Source organism: Streptomyces antnestii (assembly GCF_004005495.1).
Classification (GTDB): domain Bacteria; phylum Actinomycetota; class Actinomycetes; order Streptomycetales; family Streptomycetaceae; genus Streptomyces; species Streptomyces antnestii.
Window position 1 is genome coordinate 26,954 of sequence record NZ_RZYA01000035.1, and the last position, 16,199, is coordinate 43,152.

The 16,199-nt window shown below is 70.2% G+C and carries 15 protein-coding genes; all 15 read right to left on the reverse strand.

Features of this window, described 5'->3' with window-relative positions:
- Window positions 1-9 precede the first annotated feature (9 nt).
- The 15 genes from EOT10_RS39775 to EOT10_RS39845 all read right to left on the reverse strand — a co-directional run bounded on the left by EOT10_RS39775 (window position 10) and on the right by EOT10_RS39845 (window position 15,578).
- Window positions 10-894, reverse strand: a complete 885-nt coding sequence (locus EOT10_RS39775) for a hypothetical protein (protein WP_127833246.1) — start codon at window positions 892-894, stop codon at window positions 10-12.
- The gene (locus tag EOT10_RS39780) at window positions 891-1,829 is read right to left on the reverse strand and encodes a type II secretion system F family protein (RefSeq protein WP_127833247.1); all 939 of its coding nucleotides are present in this window, start codon (window positions 1,827-1,829) and stop codon (window positions 891-893) included. The genes EOT10_RS39775 and EOT10_RS39780 overlap by 4 nt, the downstream gene beginning before the upstream one ends.
- The gene (locus tag EOT10_RS39785) at window positions 1,826-3,367 is read right to left on the reverse strand and encodes a TadA family conjugal transfer-associated ATPase (protein WP_127833248.1); all 1,542 of its coding nucleotides are present in this window, start codon (window positions 3,365-3,367) and stop codon (window positions 1,826-1,828) included. The genes EOT10_RS39780 and EOT10_RS39785 overlap by 4 nt, the downstream gene beginning before the upstream one ends.
- Window positions 3,357-4,187: a CpaE/TadZ family protein gene (locus EOT10_RS39790; RefSeq protein WP_127833249.1), complete on the reverse strand. Its 831-nt coding sequence runs from the start codon at window positions 4,185-4,187 to the stop codon at window positions 3,357-3,359. Before EOT10_RS39790 ends, EOT10_RS39785 begins: the two co-directional genes overlap by 11 nt.
- A complete protein-coding gene (locus EOT10_RS39795; RefSeq protein WP_223281503.1) occupies window positions 4,187-4,888 on the reverse strand; it encodes an SAF domain-containing protein in 702 nt (233 codons plus the stop codon). Before EOT10_RS39795 ends, EOT10_RS39790 begins: the two co-directional genes overlap by 1 nt.
- Before the next feature lie 21 nt (window positions 4,889-4,909).
- Window positions 4,910-5,659, reverse strand: coding sequence for an ATP/GTP-binding protein (locus EOT10_RS39800; RefSeq protein ID WP_223281504.1), 750 nt, complete (start codon window positions 5,657-5,659; stop codon window positions 4,910-4,912).
- A 101-nt stretch (window positions 5,660-5,760) separates the two neighbouring features.
- Window positions 5,761-6,384, reverse strand: coding sequence for a hypothetical protein (locus EOT10_RS39805; protein WP_223281505.1), 624 nt, complete (start codon window positions 6,382-6,384; stop codon window positions 5,761-5,763).
- 259 nt (window positions 6,385-6,643) lie between these two features.
- Window positions 6,644-6,934, reverse strand: coding sequence for a hypothetical protein (locus tag EOT10_RS39810; RefSeq protein ID WP_127833252.1), 291 nt, complete (start codon window positions 6,932-6,934; stop codon window positions 6,644-6,646).
- Window positions 6,935-7,251: 317 nt separating this feature from the next.
- Window positions 7,252-8,340 (reverse strand): C40 family peptidase, encoded by a 1,089-nt coding sequence (locus EOT10_RS39815; RefSeq protein ID WP_223281506.1) that lies wholly within the window; start codon window positions 8,338-8,340, stop codon window positions 7,252-7,254.
- A complete protein-coding gene (locus EOT10_RS39820; protein WP_127833253.1) occupies window positions 8,337-10,520 on the reverse strand; it encodes a hypothetical protein in 2,184 nt (727 codons plus the stop codon). The genes EOT10_RS39815 and EOT10_RS39820 overlap by 4 nt, the downstream gene beginning before the upstream one ends.
- Window positions 10,517-10,873: a hypothetical protein gene (locus tag EOT10_RS39825; protein ID WP_127833254.1), complete on the reverse strand. Its 357-nt coding sequence runs from the start codon at window positions 10,871-10,873 to the stop codon at window positions 10,517-10,519. Before EOT10_RS39825 ends, EOT10_RS39820 begins: the two co-directional genes overlap by 4 nt.
- Before the next feature lie 187 nt (window positions 10,874-11,060).
- Window positions 11,061-13,733: an ATP-binding protein gene (locus tag EOT10_RS39830; RefSeq protein ID WP_223281507.1), complete on the reverse strand. Its 2,673-nt coding sequence runs from the start codon at window positions 13,731-13,733 to the stop codon at window positions 11,061-11,063.
- Window positions 13,730-14,338, reverse strand: coding sequence for a hypothetical protein (locus EOT10_RS39835; RefSeq protein WP_127833255.1), 609 nt, complete (start codon window positions 14,336-14,338; stop codon window positions 13,730-13,732). Before EOT10_RS39835 ends, EOT10_RS39830 begins: the two co-directional genes overlap by 4 nt.
- Window positions 14,335-14,682: a hypothetical protein gene (locus EOT10_RS39840; RefSeq protein ID WP_189492714.1), complete on the reverse strand. Its 348-nt coding sequence runs from the start codon at window positions 14,680-14,682 to the stop codon at window positions 14,335-14,337. Before EOT10_RS39840 ends, EOT10_RS39835 begins: the two co-directional genes overlap by 4 nt.
- On the reverse strand, window positions 14,679-15,578 hold the full coding sequence (locus tag EOT10_RS39845; RefSeq protein ID WP_189492717.1) for a conjugal transfer protein: 900 nt from the start codon (window positions 15,576-15,578) through the stop codon (window positions 14,679-14,681). The genes EOT10_RS39840 and EOT10_RS39845 overlap by 4 nt, the downstream gene beginning before the upstream one ends.
- Window positions 15,579-16,199: the final 621 nt, after the last annotated feature.

The following is a 16,199-nucleotide window of genomic DNA, read 5'->3' on the forward strand; positions in this document are numbered from 1 at the left end:
TCCGGCGAGTCACGAGGACAGCATGCGGATCACTGCGGGGAAGGCCATCAGCAGCATCACCTGCACCGCGAGGAGCGCGCCGGGGGCGGTCATCTTCTCGCTGGCGGTGTTCGCCTCGGCGGCCTGTGCGGCAAGGAGTTCGGAGTTCAGGGCGGCGCTGCGGGCGCGCAGCGCTTTGTAGACGGCGGCGCCGTCGGTGTCCGAACCCCGCATGATGTCCGCGATGTCGCCCAGGACGGGCAGGTCGTACTCGTCCTTGAGGTCGGTGAGGGCCTGCCAGGACGGGATCTTCTCCAGGCGGGCGCGCATCAGGGCGCCCTGGACGTAGACGAAGGGCCAGCCGCGGCCGACCTCAGCGGCCTTTTCCAGCGCGGTGGCGGTGCCGGCGTCGGCTTTCCGCTTGAGGGCCACGAGGTCGAGGTAGGCAGACATGGCGTGGGCGAACTCTTCGCGTGCGCGTTTGGCCTGGTCACGCACCGACAGGTCTGGGGTGATCCACAGCAGTGCGGCCGCGGCCAGGCCGACGGCGGCGGGCACGTAGAACGGTACGGAGATCCCGGCCAGGATCCACGGGACGGACGCGAGGACCGGACACAGCAGGCCCAGCGCGGCGAGCAGCGTTTTGATCAGGAGGAAGCGGCCCGGGCCCTGGCCGAGCAGTGCCAGGTTCTGTGTGGGGATCCGCACGCCCGGCAGGCGGCCGATGCGGGCCAGCAGCCATCGCCCCCACACTTCCTCGCGGTCCAGGACCGGCTCGGCGACGGTGAAACCGAATGGCTCGGTGCGCTGCAGGGCGGCCGCCAGGGCTGGCTGCGGGCGCAGCAGTTCACGGGTCAGCAGTGCGACGCCCGCGCCGACGGCGCCGCCGGCCAGGACCATGGGTGTCAGGTTCACCGGATTGCCTTCTCGGGCTCGAGTGCCGCAGCCACGGAGGGCAGGCGGACCGTGCTGGTGGGATTGACAGCCAGGAAGCGCGGGATGCGCCGGTAGTGGGCCAGATGCCGCATCAGGACGAGCGTGGCGATGAACCCGGCCGTCAGCAGCGCCAGCACCAGCTGTCCGACCAGCGTCGCGTAGGGGGCCGTGTAGGACGGCACGAAGAACCCGGCCACGATCACGCCGACGGTGATGAGCGTCATCCAGCGCACGGTGGTGCGCGGTTTGGCCCGGTCGGCCTCGGTGTTGCGCTTCTTGGCGACCTCTTCCCGCACGCTCGCGGCGAGTTCCTCGAGGGCTGCGGCCAGGCCGTCGCCGCGGGCTGCGGCCGCCAGGATGAGCGCGGCGACAATCTTGTCGGCCGTGACATCGTCGAGTTCGTCACCGAACGCGCGCAGCGCCTCTTCCGGCCGCCAGCCCATCCGCAGCCGGTCGGACAGCGTCGTGACCTGCTCGCTGATTTCCTCCGGCGGCGTCTTCCGGCTGGAGATCATTGCCTGTTCCAGGCCCATGCCCAGCCTGAGTAGTCCGGCCAGGCGCTGGGTCCACTCGCTCAGTGCCTCCAGCTGCCCGATGCGGACCTTCGTCGCCTCGTCCGGCGAAAGCAGCCAGGGCACCCCGACCACCGCCACGCCGATCAGGCCACCGGCCACGAAGTTTCCACTGACCAGCCAGATCCCCAGCCACAGCACCACCGCGGCCGCGCCACGGGTACGGCGCCGCATCCGCAGCTCGGTGGAGTCGGCCTGTCCGCCGAGTACGGACCGCCACCGTCGCCAGCCGGCCAGCTTCGGCGCTGTCTTCGGCGCGGTCGTGCCGACGATGCCGGCCGTGAGGACGGCCAGCCCGCCCATCACGGCCATGCCGCTGAGTACCGCCCACAGCAGCGTCATGTGCCGCTCACCACCTTCAGCGGCAGCGGCTGCTGCCAGGCGCCGTAGGTGTGCAGGAGCAGCTCGGAGTCGAACCCGACGCGGCGGAGGTCGTCGATGCACTCCGGGTGCGTCCCCGTGGGCACGCCCCGTTCCTCATCGAAGGCTTTCCCCGGTGCGAAGATGTCGTTGGTGGCGGGGCGGCCGGATTCGCCGACACCCGTGATCTCCACGATGTGGGAGACGAACCGGTGGCGCCGCCCACCGATCTTCGTCTCGTCAATCATGGAGACGAACACGATGAAGTCGAGGCCGTTGGCGATCTGCCGGTAGGCGTTGGCCTCGGACAGGTTGCTCTGCGCGAGCGCGTACAACTCAGCGATCCGGTCGAAGACCACGTTGGGACGACGCGCGTGGATGGTGCACAGGTTGCCGCCGGCGCCGTTCGACATCGCCTGCAGCATCGCGACGACCTCGGAGCCGCGGACCTCGCCGACCACCATCCGCTCCAGCGACATGCGCAGTGCGGGGTGTAGAAGGTCGAGGAGGGTGACCTCGCCGGCCCCGCGCCCGTTCGCGCCCGTCTCACCGTTGGACTCGCGGGCCACCAGGGACAGGGCCTGGGTGTGGTAGCCGTTGGAATGCGCGAACAGTTCGTCCTCGGTCTGGATGGTGGCGAACCGCTCGTCGGGGCCGAATTCCTTGAGGAGCGCCCGCATCAGACTCGTCTTGCCGGCCTTCTGCTTCCCGGCGATGATCACGTTCTTCTCGGCCTTCACACAGGCGCGCAGGAACTCGGCCAGGATCGGGTCGATGGCGCCCAGCTCGACCATGCCGTCCAGGTCCGCGTTCTTGACTCGGTGCCGGCGGATCACTGCATACGTGGTCGGGGACACCGCCGTGATCGCCTGCAGCCGGGACCCGTCGGCCATGGACAGCGCGAGGAGCGGGTTCGCCGTGGAAATGGTCCGCTCGCTGTGCCCGGACTCGCGGGCCAGCTCACGCAGGAGCTCCAGGAGCTCCTCCTCCGAGTCGGCGATCGGACCGACCCGGCGGCGCTGCCCGTCGCCGTAGTCGAGCCACACGTCGGCGGGCCCGTTGATGAAGATGTCCTCCACTCGCGGATCGTCCAGGTAGGGCTGCAGGCGCCCGGCGCGGAACAGCAGGTCGTACACCGCACGACGCAAAGCGTCGTCTTCGGCCGCGGTGGGGCTCACCCCGGTGTTGGCGGCTTCGGCGCTCGACCACAGGGCCACGGCCTCGTTGATCCAGTCCAGGCAGCGCTGTTCCTCGCTGGCCCGGTCAAGGGTCGGCTCGGACTTCAGGAGCTCCTCGCGACGCTTGGAGACCTGGGACTTGATGTGCTGGGCCACCTGGTGATTGACGGTGACCTGCGGCAGCTCGGCGCCCAGGGCCGATGCGCTCGACACGGACGCGGGTGCAGGTGGGGGAGTAGGGACAGTGCCGTTCACCTGGTTCTGCCAACGCGACGCAAAGGAAGGGCCGCCCCCGCTCGCCGGGCGCACCGTCGGGTCGGCGTGGACGGGCTTACCCCGCATAACCCACCTCCCCACCCGCCGGCCCGGCGGAGCGCGGAGCGAGCCGTGCCCGGCGCATCGCGGCGCGCTGCTCCAAGACCGTGCACGCCGAGCGGGCCGCCTTCATCAGCGGCGACTTGGTGAAGTGACGCGGCTGCTCCGCCCCGTCCGACAAGACCCGCGCCTCACGCGGAACGAACGGCAAGGTCGCAACGACCGGGGCGCGCAGCACCCGCTGCACCTCCCCGGCCGGATACGGGCCTTCGTCGATCATCAACACCCCGACGTTGCCGATCCGTTCCTCCAGTGCCTCGATACGCACCTGTGCCGCCTGAAGCGACCGCACCGTGTTGCGCACGACGACGATCAGCGCGTCCGCGCGCTGCGCCAGCACCGCCGACGACCCGAACGCGCCGTTGCGGCCCAGGTCGATCAGCACGTCGTGACCGTCGACCGGCTGCTCACCGATCCCCGTGAACAACTGCGACATCGCGTCCCAGGCCGGGCCGAGCCCGGCCGCCTGGGCCGGATCCGTCACGCCAGGCAGCACAAGACGGTTGTGCGGCGACTCCTTGCCCTCCTCGCCGCTGACATCGATCAACTGACGCCAGAACGCCTCGACCAGCTCGCCCTTACGGGAGGCCACCGACAGATTCCGCAGCCCGTACCGATCCCCGACACTTCCCTGCAGCAACCCGTACAGGACGGCGCTGCCGTCCGGATCGCACTCCGCGAGCACCATCCGCCGGCCAGGCTGCAAAGGCCAGGACAGCAGCAGCGCGAGCGCGCTCGTCGTCACTCCCGGCGCTCCACTGCAGCCCGCCAGCGCAATCACGCTCATCAGCTGCCACCCGGCGCATCGAGCACGAGCCGCACATTGCCCGACGACACCCATGAGGCCACCCGAGGACCGTCGGAGGCCGCCGTCGCGACATCGACCACCACCACACCCGTTCCCGGGGCCGCAGCGCCAGCCTTCACCACCCGGGCCGCAACCGACTCCGGCGTCTGCTCCCGAGCGCCCGTAGTCGTGTCCTCGCCCTGGGCGGGGACATGCACCAGGCGCACCTTCTGCCCAGGAGCCAGGGCAGTGGCCGGGACCTGCTCGGGCTTGAGCCCGACCGGAACCAACTGCTCGTTGGGCCTGATCAGCTGGCGGGACGTCACCTGCGAAGGGGCAAGCAGCGATCCCGGGCGCAGCTCCACCGCGGCCCGCTTGCCGACCACCGAATCCAGGTCGTCCGCGCTCACGGCCTTGACCGCCGGATCCAGGGCGACAGAGGCGCGCCCCAGATCGGCCTCCGTGACCACGTCACCTACCTGGACGTCGCGGGTCACGGTGACGACCTGAGTGCGATGCCCGGCCTGCAAGACCAGCACCACAACTCCGGCCCCTCCCGCGGCGATCAGCGCCAGAGACAGGGCGATCAGCCCCGGCCGGCGCCGGCGCGCCGAGACCCGCGGCGGAGCCACCGGCCCGGAGGGCTGCCCCGGAGCAGGGATACCGCCCACAGGCACGGCGCGCTGCTGTGTCTTGCTCACTTTCATCCCTTTCGGAAGGGGCTAGCCGACAACCTGCACTTCGCCGACAGCCACCTGTGCCTGGGTCTGCCGGACCTCGTTCAACTGGCCTGCCTCCCCGCCGCCGCCCGCGACCTGCCAGTCGACGGTCCACGTCGAGGTCGCGGTCAGCCGAAACTTCCCGCCCGGCTCATCAGCCGAGGTCTTCGTGTAGCGGTGCCCGCAGCTCGGAGAGTCCTTCATCCCGTAGGCGGCCTTGTACGGCGTTCCAGCACCGGCACACGTCACCGTGCTGCCATCGCCCACCCGCCACACGATCCGCTTCACCTTCGCCGTCGCCGTGACCGTCACGCCGCCTGCGGTGGCCGTCGCCGTGTTCGGTCCGAACGTGGTTGGTGATTTGCTCACCCACAACCACAGCGGTACGCCCACCGTGTATTTCCCGGCCGCCCGCGGACTCGCGATGGCGGGACCGGCAAGTTTCATCTGGTCGACAGCCTTTTGTGCTACGACTTCCGGGTCCATGGCAGGCTCGGCCGGAGTTCCACCGGTCGGAATCCACACGGTGCCCACGCGGCCCGTGGCCGGGCAGACCACGCGATAGACAGCACCCTTGCCGCCTCTGCGCTTGCCGTCCTTCATCGCCAGGTTGCTCTCAGGGGGCTGCGGCACGGCCTTCTCGTACGTGCACTTCGGGGCGGATGTCCCGCCTTTCGTCGCGCTCTTTCCCATGCGGCGACTGACCGCGCCAGGTGTTCGGTGGCTGTCTTCAGCACAGAAACTGAGCATCATCGACGCCCCGTCACACGGTCCGCCGCCCTTCTTACCGTCGGCGTACGCGACGGGTGCGACGGCCCCTGCTACCAGGACGGCCACGGCTAAGGCCGTGCGCCTCAGCATTCCGGCCCGCCCTGCGGGTTGATGTCGGTCACCATCCAGCGGCCGCCATCCCAGCGCTCCGCCTTCACCGTGAGGACGTACCGCACAGGCTGCTCGGGTGGCAGCGGCTTTACTTTCTTCGCCTTGGTGTCATAGATCCGGTACTCAGACAGATCGACGCAATCTTTGATGGTGGCCTTTGGAGGCTTGGCATCCATGGCCAGCTTCACGTCCGGATCGTGGCCGAGCTTGCCCCGGACGACAGTCCCAGCCTCTTTCATCCTGCCCAGGTCAAGCTCGATCTTGCTGAGCGCGTCGAGGCTCGCGTACTTCTCCAGGTCGGTTCCCTTGGCGGACGCTTGGTGATACGCCTTCGCCTGCTCGGCGGACATCGCGTCGTACACCGCGAGGACGGCCTTCTTCTGTGACGCGTTGGGATCGCTGCTGGGCGAGTGTTCAGGCTTGGCGTGCGATGCCGGCGTGGAGGGCGGCTGCTTGGAACCCCCGCTTGCCCCATCGTCGCTACTGCATCCCGATACGGCAGCGAGTACAGCCAGCGCCACAAAAAGAATAGGGATCCGGTTTCGATTCCGCCTGCGAAGCCTGGAATGGCCCATCGGTCGTGCGGCGTCAGCCACTGTTCCTCCCCGTACGGCGTTCGGCGAATCGAGCTCCTGCTGCGGTCGCGCCGTGTGGGGCGACCTCGCGCGCAGCACGGTCGAGCTGCGGAGATTCGCTTCTGTAGTCATGAGGTTACGCATATGCCAGTCAAACTCTCAGCAGAAAGGGGAAGTTACCGTTCACAACTCGGTACATATCTGGTCACAAGGTAAACTCGAAGTCGACAAGTTGCTCTCTGCATAAGCGACTTCGCGCAATTCCCCGTGCGATGCCTGGTCAATGGAGGGGATGCCACGCGTTGTTGTGCCGGGTGAAGAGCATTTGGGCGGTCCTGCCATCCTCGTTCTTGCCTGCAGGATCAGTGCCGGCCCACACGAGGCGAACGCGGACGCGGCGGTTGGGGGCGGTCCGAGCGGTGCCGGCCTGGATCCGGATGTCCCGGTAGGCGGCGCGCAGTTGCTGGTCGGAGAAGTACGCGGGCCACTCGTGGCGGCCCGCGCCGGTGACTTCGGCCTTCCAGATGCGGGAGGCGAGCGCGACGAGGTGCTTCTCCTGAGCCCGGGGCAAGTCCGCGGGTGATGAGCTGTCCATGAGGCGTTGCACGGCGTGGTCTCCGGCCGGGCCGTCTCCCGCCACTGGCACCTCGGCCGCAGTCGAGGACAGCCTGGCCGAGGCCCGCTCGGGCCGGCTGGTGGCCGTGGGGGAGGAGGCGGGTGTGGAACTCGGATCCGGGTGTGTCGTGGCGGGTGCAGCAGCTCGAGCAGCTGGCTGCTGCCTGTCGGGTGCGACAGGGACCAGGAGGAGGAGGCCGAGCAGAACGCAGACGGCGGCGCCCAGGAGGGGCTTGAACACCGAAGGGCTCGGTGTGGTCGGGGTGTTGGTGTTCATAGCAGGCGGGCACCCCCGGCGAATCCGTGATCCCAGATGGCTTCGGCGCGGACTGTGGTGCCTGGCCTGGCGGCGTTGATCATCTGTCCGTATCCGAGGTAGATCCCGACGTGGTAGATCGTGGTGTCGCTGGTGGGGTCGTAGGCGAAGAAGACGAGGTCGCCCGGCTTGAGGGCGCCGACGCCACGGCTGGCGGGGATGCGTTTGCCGTGTTGTGACTGGGCGGCGGCGGTGCGGGGGAGGCTGATGCCGACCTGGGCGTAGGCGTAGGTGGTCAGGCCTGAGCAGTCGTAGCCGGCGATGCCCGCCCCTGATTTGCCGCTCGGGGAGCAGCAGGTGCCTTTGGTGGGGCCCTTCGGGCCGCCGCCGCCCCAGGAGTAGGGGGTGCCCTGTTCGCCCAGGGCGCTGGTGATGACGGTGCGGGCGTCTCCGGTCGCGTGGGCGCCGAGGCGGATGGTGCCGTTGCCGAGCTGGCTGTAGCGGTCGATCCAGGACAGGACGTCGGCGACGTAGGCGTCGCTGTGGTTGTACTGGAAGATTGCGGCTTTGAGTTGGGCGCGGTCGGTGAGGTTGCGGCCGTTGCCGCACAGGTAGACGGCGGCGCCGAGCGCGGCGTCGTCCGCGTTGTGCGGGTTCTTGCGGCCGTCGCCGTTGCCGTCGCGGCCGCTGCCGGTCCAGGTGGAGGGCATGAACTGGAAGGGGCCCATCGCGCGGTTGTTGCCTTCGGGGTAGGCGGTGGTGTTGCCGCCGACGCCGGAGCCGTCGAGGAGGGGGCCGAGGATGTGGGGGGTGATGTCTCCGTTGTCGGCGATCTTCCGGCCGGCGGCATGGTTGGACTCGATCTTGGCGATTCCGGCGAGGATCGGCCAGCGCATCCCCTTGCACTGGGGGACCTGGCCGGGCAGTTGGGCGGCGGCCGACTGATAGGCGGCGAGCATGCGCTGTGGGATGCCGGAGACCTTGCCCACGGTTTCCATGGCCGGGGCGGTGGCAGGCTCGCGGGCCGCGGCGAACGCCACGAACAGAACCGGCACGGCCATCAGCAGGGCCAGGACGAAGACGGTGGCGCAGCCGAGCTTCTTCACTGCTCCTCCCGCGCGCCGGGCCGGCCGTGCATGTCGGTCCAGGTGCCCCGCCAGTCGTTCAGGCCGGAGCGTGTATCGGCGTTGAACTGGCCGGCGACGTTGCTGTAGTGCCGGCGCTGGCGGCCGAATTCCTGGGTGAGGTCGCGGGTGAGGACGCTCTTGGCCCGGCGTACCCGGGTCCAGGTGGCGGGCAGACCGACGGTGGTGTGGAAGGCGACCTTGCTGGTGCCGACCAGAATGCGGCCGCCCCGGGTCCGCTTGAGCTGTTCCTCGAGGCGGGCTCCGACGGGAATGTAGCCCTGCTGCTCGCCGCCGCTGATGAGTTTTCCGGTGCGGCCGTCAACGACCTTCGCCGGCAAGGGACGTCCGTCCGGGCCCAGCTGCTGTAGCTGCCTCGGCTCACGGTGTGGGCCGATCAGGGCGGCGTGGGCGCCGCGCGCACCGAGGGCGAGCGGGGCCAGGGCGCGGCGGCCTTCGGCGCGGGCCTCGGCGAGGAAGCCGCCGGGGTGCCCGACCATGCCCTCGGCATCGCCCAGGGCGCGCAAGCCGGCTGTGAGTCCCGCGTGGCGCCCCATGAACGAGACGTGCGCCGGCGAGGAACCACCGCTGCCCGAGTGGCCGTAGCCGACGGACGACATGGCGGCCGCGGTGGCGGCCGCGTTTTCGCCCATGGTGTGGCTTCCGCCGATGCGGGCGTAGCGCATGCGGTCGGCGAAGCGGCGCCCCAGAGCGTTGCCCTTGCGGAGCATGATGCGGTGCCCGGCCAGCGCGGTGACGGCGAGCGCGTCCAGGAGGAACAGCCGCTCCATAAAGGGGGTTTGGTTGTTGGCGAGCATGACCTTGGCGGCCACACCGAAGGCCGGGATGAACACGGCGACGGTGAACAGGACGACCACGGCGGAGGCAAAGAGGCCGACCCATTTCCACAGCACAGCCCGGTTGGGGCCGGGCAGCATGGCCCAGGCGAACACGAAGCAGCCGCAGGTGGCGGCGATGACGCAGCCGAACTGGGCGGCGATCAGCGCCAGAACCATCGCCATAATGACGATGGCGATGATGAGGACGGCGATCAGGACGAGCAGAGCTCCGATGACGCGGTCCCAGGTGACGTGGTCCATGTAGGCGGCCGCGGCCTTGCCGTCGGGCCCAAGTTTGTTGAATCTGTTCGCAGGGAAGTCCTCGCCGCGGCGCAGGCAGTAGTCCTTGGCCGGGCCGTGAATGCTCGTGCAGCGCCCGTCCGTACTTGCGGGCTGCGGGTCGATGATCTCCTTGTGGACTTTGTAGAGCGGGCTGTTCTTGTCGATGCTCCGTCCGTACTCCAGGAGCATGTAGGGCTGCACAACGAGTGTGTCGGTGAGCGTGCGGGTGATCGGCCTGGAGACGTCAGAGGCGGCCAGCGGGCGCTCGCCGCTCAGGCAGGGATCGTGGGCGGGCCCGGCGACCGCAGTGCAGTTCGCCGTGTGCTTCTTGTCGTTGGTGGTGTCTGTCGTGGCGGCGGGGGTCGTGGCGGCCTCCTGCCGGCAGGTGTTCTGGGCGGGCCCGGTGATCAGGTCGCACGGGTCGTTGCTCGGGTGCTTGTTGCCGCCGTTGGCGGTGATGGACGCGGCCTCCAGCGCGGCACGCTGGGTCTGCTGGATCGGCCCGTCGTAGCCGAGCAGCATGGCGGGGCGCACGAAGGTGGTGGCGGCGAGCGCGGCGATCAGCAGTGTGAGGAGGATTTCACCGGCGCCGCGGGCGACCCGGCCCCGTATGACGAGGACGAGACCGAAGACGAACGCCCACGCCAGGAAGATCCCGGCCAGCCCGAGCGGGCCGATGATGTCGTTCTGGTAGGCGTCGGAGATCGACTGCGCGGGGCCGGCGAGCTTGTCGAGGATCGGGAACCGGTACGCCCAGTCGATCAGCCAGCATGCGAAGCCGACGACGGTGCGGGCCAGGGTGAAGATCCCGGACATGCAGAACTGCAACGCGATGTCGATCGGTCCGTCGTCGCTGCTGGTCAGCTCGTAGCGGTTGACCGGGACGCCCTCGGGGGTCTTCACATTGAGCGGGTCGAGCAGCCCGCCGGAGGATGCGTCGTCGGCGGCGAACGAGGGGGCACTGCTCGCGGCGATCATCAGCACGGTCAGGACGGCGACGGTGGTCACGGTCGTCCACCGGCAGTGACGGGCATGGTTCATGACTGCCTCCGCCGGCGGTTCAGCAGGATGACGAAGCCGAGCAGGGCAGGGGCGACCAGGAGCGCGCCGGCCCTGCACAAGGCGCCCTGGGTGGGCGGGATGTGGGAGGAGCGCAGGCAGTACGCCTTGGCGGGGCCCACGATCAGGTCGCACGGATCGTTCGCGGGCGCCGCGGAAGCCGGCGCCGGGAGCGTGGTGTGCCCGGCGGCGAAGGCCTTTCCGGTCTGCGGCCACCAGCAGTCCGGCACGCCCAACCACAGCACGGCCAGCACGGCGGCGGTGAGCACCAGGACTGCAACCAGCGTCACGGTGGCGCGGCGTGCGGGGTGCGGGTGGGAAAAGGTGTCACGCATCGCGTACTCCCATGGGGGCGGCGAAAACGGAAAAAGGGGGGCAGGGGTGGGGCCCCGGATGCCGTCACGACGAGAGGCTTTGGGGCTGTGCCGCTACGGTCGGCCCGGCCACTCACCGCCCCGCTTGCCGACGGCGGGGCTCAGCCGTCACAGGGCCATAACTCCTGCCTCAGCCAGGCGTGGTGAGTCAGCCCTGCTGTGCTTGGTGAGCGGGAACCCTCGAGGTGAGCGAAGCGCTCACCGCCGCGGACAGGCCCCCGGTGGTCGATGCGCCGTCGCCCATCTGGTCAGTGGACGCGGTGGCCTCGGGATGGGTGAAGATGTCCGCGAGGAGCCGCTCCACGCCGGGCACCAGGACCTTGAAGCGGCCGATCTGCATCCGCGGATCGCGGCCGAGGATCTCACCGGCGCGTGCCTTCTTCCCGAACGGCGACAGGTCGGTGGTGACCGTGCGCAGCAGGTCCGGGTCGTCGCCGGGAAGGCCGAGCCATTCCAGGCCGCGGGCGGCCAGGACCGGGTCGCAGGTACGGGAGATGAACCGGTAGGCGAGCAGGCCGAGTGTGGTGTCGGAGCCGAGTTCGCGGACGTCGTGGCAGCCGAGGCCGACGCCGGCGCCGTGCTTGCGGCCGTCGTAGACGATTTCGTCGACCAGGGCCTGGCCCTCGGCGGAGGAGGTCAGCCAGTACGCCTCGTCCAGGGGGATCAGGGTGAAGCGGGTGTCGGCGAAGGCGACTTCGCGGCCGATGGCGGCGATCAGGTAGAGGACGGCGCGGCCGATGAGCGCCTCGAGCGGCTGGTTGCGCATCAGTTCGGGATGGGTGACGGCCTCCCTGGGCGGGAGGGTGAGTCCGGCGGTGGTGATGACGACGAAGTCGCTGGACATGCCGCAGGCGAGATCGAGGACCGGGAGTTCGGGGTCGAACACTGCGGCCGCGAGCGGCTCGTCGGCGGCGACCCTCAGCCACTCCGTCAGGGAGGCAGCGTTGTGGGCCCTGGTTCCCTCGCCGGTGGCCATCTCCTCCAGGGCGACGAGGACCTCGGCCATGCAGGGAAACGACGTGGTGCCGGCCTGCGCGACGGCCCGTTTGAGCAGGGCGCCGTACTCGGTCATCGGGCCCACCCCCAGCTGGACCGTCAGGTAGCTGAGTGCGTAGCGCGCGCCCACGGCCGGGTCGGCGAACACGCGAAGGGGGTCGATGGACAGTTCGGCCTTGGCCGCGTCGACGACCTGGCAGCGTCCGGGGGCGGCGCTCTGGGCGAAGGCTGCCCATTCGCGGCGCTTGGTGCGGTCGATCGCGATGACGCGCCCGCCGCGGTCGACGATCGAGGAGGCGATCATCTTGAGCAGGACGCTTTTGCCGCCGCCCAGGTCGCCGGCGATCCCGAAGGACGCGGACGCGTTCTGCATCGGGGCGTTGGCGATGTCGAGGAGGGTGGGGGTGACCGTGCCGACGTCCTGGCTGAACCCGATCATCGCGCCGGTCGGGTCGCCGAAGGACTGGCCGGTGAACGCGCCGTGCATCGCCCAGTCCTCACCGAGCTGGTGCTGGGTGTACTGGCGGGTCGCGGGCGGTGTCGCCGTGGCAGGCAGCGTGAGGGCAAAGAGCTCTTCCTGCCCGCCGACCGGGCGCACCAGGCGGTAGTTGGCGCCGCGCATCCGACTGTGCAGGGCGCCGGCCCGTCGCTCGCACTCGGCCGGGCTCTCGCCCCACACGGTCATGACAGTGACCGACTGGACTTCGACCTCGACGCTGTTGCGGGCGGCCCGCGCTCCGAGGTCGCCGAGGTCCTCGGCGGCGTCGTGCATGTCCTCGGGCAGGCCCGTCTCACGCTGCGCGGCGTACTGCTCGGCCTGGTCGACCAGATCCCGCTTCTTCCTCTTGATCTCCTCGGCGACCTTCTGCGTGGGCACGAGCTTGAGGTCGCTCACCCAGTCGACGCCGAAGGGGAGACGGTCCAGATCGGCGAGGAAGTCGCCGCCCGCGGCAAGGAACTTGCGCGGCATCTCCGCCAGCGCCAGGTGCGCCTGGTAGGAGCTGCCCGCCTCGGACTCGACCTGCAGCCACCGGCGCCCCACCCGCTGCGCGGACTTGCCCTTGCCGCGCGCGCTGCGGCCTCGGACTGCTGTGCGCTCGGGCTCGGGTTCGTCGCTGCCGCCCTCCAGGATCCGCACGTGCCCGAGGTCGGCGTGCGAGGGGGCACGCAGGACACCGCTGACGAGGCGGCTGCCGCGCAGCTCGGACCGCTCGGACTCAGCGAGCAGCGGCTCGTCCAGGCCGCGGGCGACGGCGTGCTGGTGCATCCACACGATCTCCGCCGGGCGGGCCGGGTGCAGCTCCAGGCCGCCGCCGAACTCCGCCGCCATCTGGCGGGCGCGCTGCTGGACGTCGGCCACCTCATGGGCGGGCACCGGTGCCGGGGGCAGGCCGAGCGTGGCCGACAGTTCGGCCCACGCCGTGGCGAACGCGGCGGACAGCTCGGCCCGTGCACCGCTCGTCTCCAGCGGGACGGCCAGCCACAGGGTGCGCCGGTGCATCTCCACCGGTGCATCCAGGTCGTCGCCGGCGAGCAGGCGCAGCTGCGCGTCAGCGACCTCGGCCCAGTGCGGGTTCTTGACGTAGTCGACGCCGGCGACGGTGCGGGCCACGACCTCGCCCGGGTCCACCCGGGCGCACAGTCCGTAGATGCGGGCGGCGCCGGGCAGCGAGCGGACCAGCGAGGTGACGCGGTTCAGGAGTTCCTCGCGGGTGCGTTCGCCCATGTAGCGCGATCCCTCGGCCGGCACCGCCCAGATCGCCCAGACGGCGCCGGAGGTGGACCACACCACGTTGTCGACGATGTGCCGGATCGCGAGCTTCACCGGTGGGCCTCCTGCCGCTCACGCAGCATCTGCTGCAGGGCCGTGGGCGCCGGGCGCGGGCGCGGCGCGGGCCTACGCGTCCCCGAACGGCGACGCCCCCAGGGCGGCCGGGTCGACAACCCCTGCGCACCACGGATGTTCCGGCCGCGCCGCGGCCCGGGCGCGAAGGACCGAGCGGGGCGCGCAAGCGGAGCCGCAGCGGCCGGGAGGGAGGCGGGCGCCGTGGTGTCCTCGATGAGGAAACTGCCGTGCAAGCGACTCACCTTGGGATCGCGTACAGTGCGCCCGCCGATCCGGCCGCCGTGCGGCTGCAAGGCGAATTGCACCCAGCCGTAGGCGGCCCACAGCGGGGAGCGTCCGCCGATGGAGGTGGCACGCGCCGCCCAGACGGCGAAGCCCAGGGCGACCACCGGTACGGGTCCCAAGGGCGACCAGAGGGAGAACGTCTTGATCAGCAAGAAGGTCCCGGCAGCGGCAATGGCCAACTGGGCCGGGGTGTAAGGCCCGAGCGGCAGGGTGAAGTCACCGATCTTGCCCAACACCCAGGGGTGCCGACGGGCACGCGTGTACGAGCGGCCGACACGAAGCGAGGCGGGCGTGCTCATACGCGCTCACCGCCCGCGCCGCGCACCGTCGTCGTCGCCTTGTGCGAGCCGGGGCCGGGATCCAGCGGAGCCTCAACAGACGCCGGGGCGCCGTTGTTGAGCAGTTCATTCTTGAAGTAGTCGGCCAAGTCGCCCCGCGCGGAGTAGATACCGAGGCAGACCACCAGACCGAGCAGCCCGCCGATGCCAGCCTTCAGGCTGAACTTTTGGATGACCTTGATGACGACGATCCCAATCAGGGACAGCTTCAGTGTCTTCTCGGCCCAGCCGCTGCCCAGGCCCAGCAGGTGGTCTCCCATGTCCTTGAACTCGGCGGCCATGACGACGCAGTGCAAGGTGCTCATCGCGTGATCCCCCCAACCGCAACAGCGCCCTGACGCGCAGCGACCATCTGCATCGTCGTGGCCGTGCCCTTCAGCGCAGAGCCCGTGTGGCTGCTCGCTGTCTTCACCTTTGCGTCCTTGCCCTCCAGGCCGGACTGCAGCGCGGTGACTTCCCACCGGCCGGCACGCGCCGTGAAGGCCAGTGCGTACGACAGCGGCCACTGGCCGCCCGCCCCGTCCGTCGCGGTGACCTGTGCCTGCACGCGCACGACCAAGCCGTCCCGGCCCGGCTTTCCGTCCGTGGCCTGGACAGCCCGCAGTTCGTCGACCTGAACCGAGGCGAACGACGACACAGCCAGCGCGGGAAGCATGATGCCGGGGGCGAGATACCGCTCCGCGCCGCCTTCGACCCCAAGGTAGGCAGTCAGGAACTCGGACACGGTCGACGCGAGGCCCGAGCCGTCCGGCACCTCGCCCCCGTAGGGGGTAGCGCTCTGGGCGATCACGCTGGGGGCGGCGACCTCCATCGGCGCGGCCGGCACCGCGAAGGCCGGCGTTGTGCCCGCGTCCTTGGCCACCACCGGCAACGCGAAGTACCGCACGCCCGGCGCTGCCCCCGTGCGCTCGGACCGGTCACGGACCGGCTCCTTGAACGTGACGGCGAGCATGACCGACCACGCGTCCCGTGCCTGGCGGACGGTGCGCACCGTGGCCAGCCGCTCGACGGCCGGAGCCTTCTCGCCCCAGGTCGGCATCGGCACGGACGGAGCCATCGCGTGCAACTCGTCAGCGGCCGTACCGTCCTCACTGCCGCCGCGCAGCCACAGACCGAGGAACAGCTCTGCGTATCCGGCCGGAGTGACCGACGGGGTGCGCAGCTCGGCAGTCCGCGTGACCGGTGCCGCAGTGTTGCGCACCGCGGTGTCCGGTCGTGCGCAACTGGAGACCAACGCGAGGGGACCTGCAGCCACCGCGAGCCACACCGCGGTGCGCAACACTGCCGCCCGGCGCACCGGCAATGACCGGGCACGCGGCGGCGAACCCGCCAAGGGCTGATCTTTCGTGGGGCCACACCGGTCACGGCGCAAGGAAGCGGACATCGACGGCTCCTCCAGAGGGGGAATGAGGTGTGCCGTCACTCTTCGCCCGCCCTCTCACCGCCCCGCTTCCCAGCACCGGCCCGACGCCGTCACGAGGCCATAACTCCTTGGCTGATGAGCGGCCCTGGGCCTGGTGGTAAGCGTGGTGGTAAGTGGCCCAGGCGTGGTGAGTTCGAGCCGCGCACACTCACCACCCCAGGTCAGACCCGGTTTCGAGGGCCCCAGCATCGGATGAGGGACCGCCCGCGATCCCCGCCACGAGTGGCGGCTCCGCCCTTAGACGCCCCGGGTAGGCAGACGCTCAGGCGGGCCGCCATAGGCGTCAGTGCCAGCGGCCGGTCCGGCGAGAGTCCGAGGGCTCGAAGATCACGCACCCTCGAGCCGAGCAAGCAGTGACCGGGCTTCCCGTGGCCGGCGACCGAGCCCCTTGAATCGGTC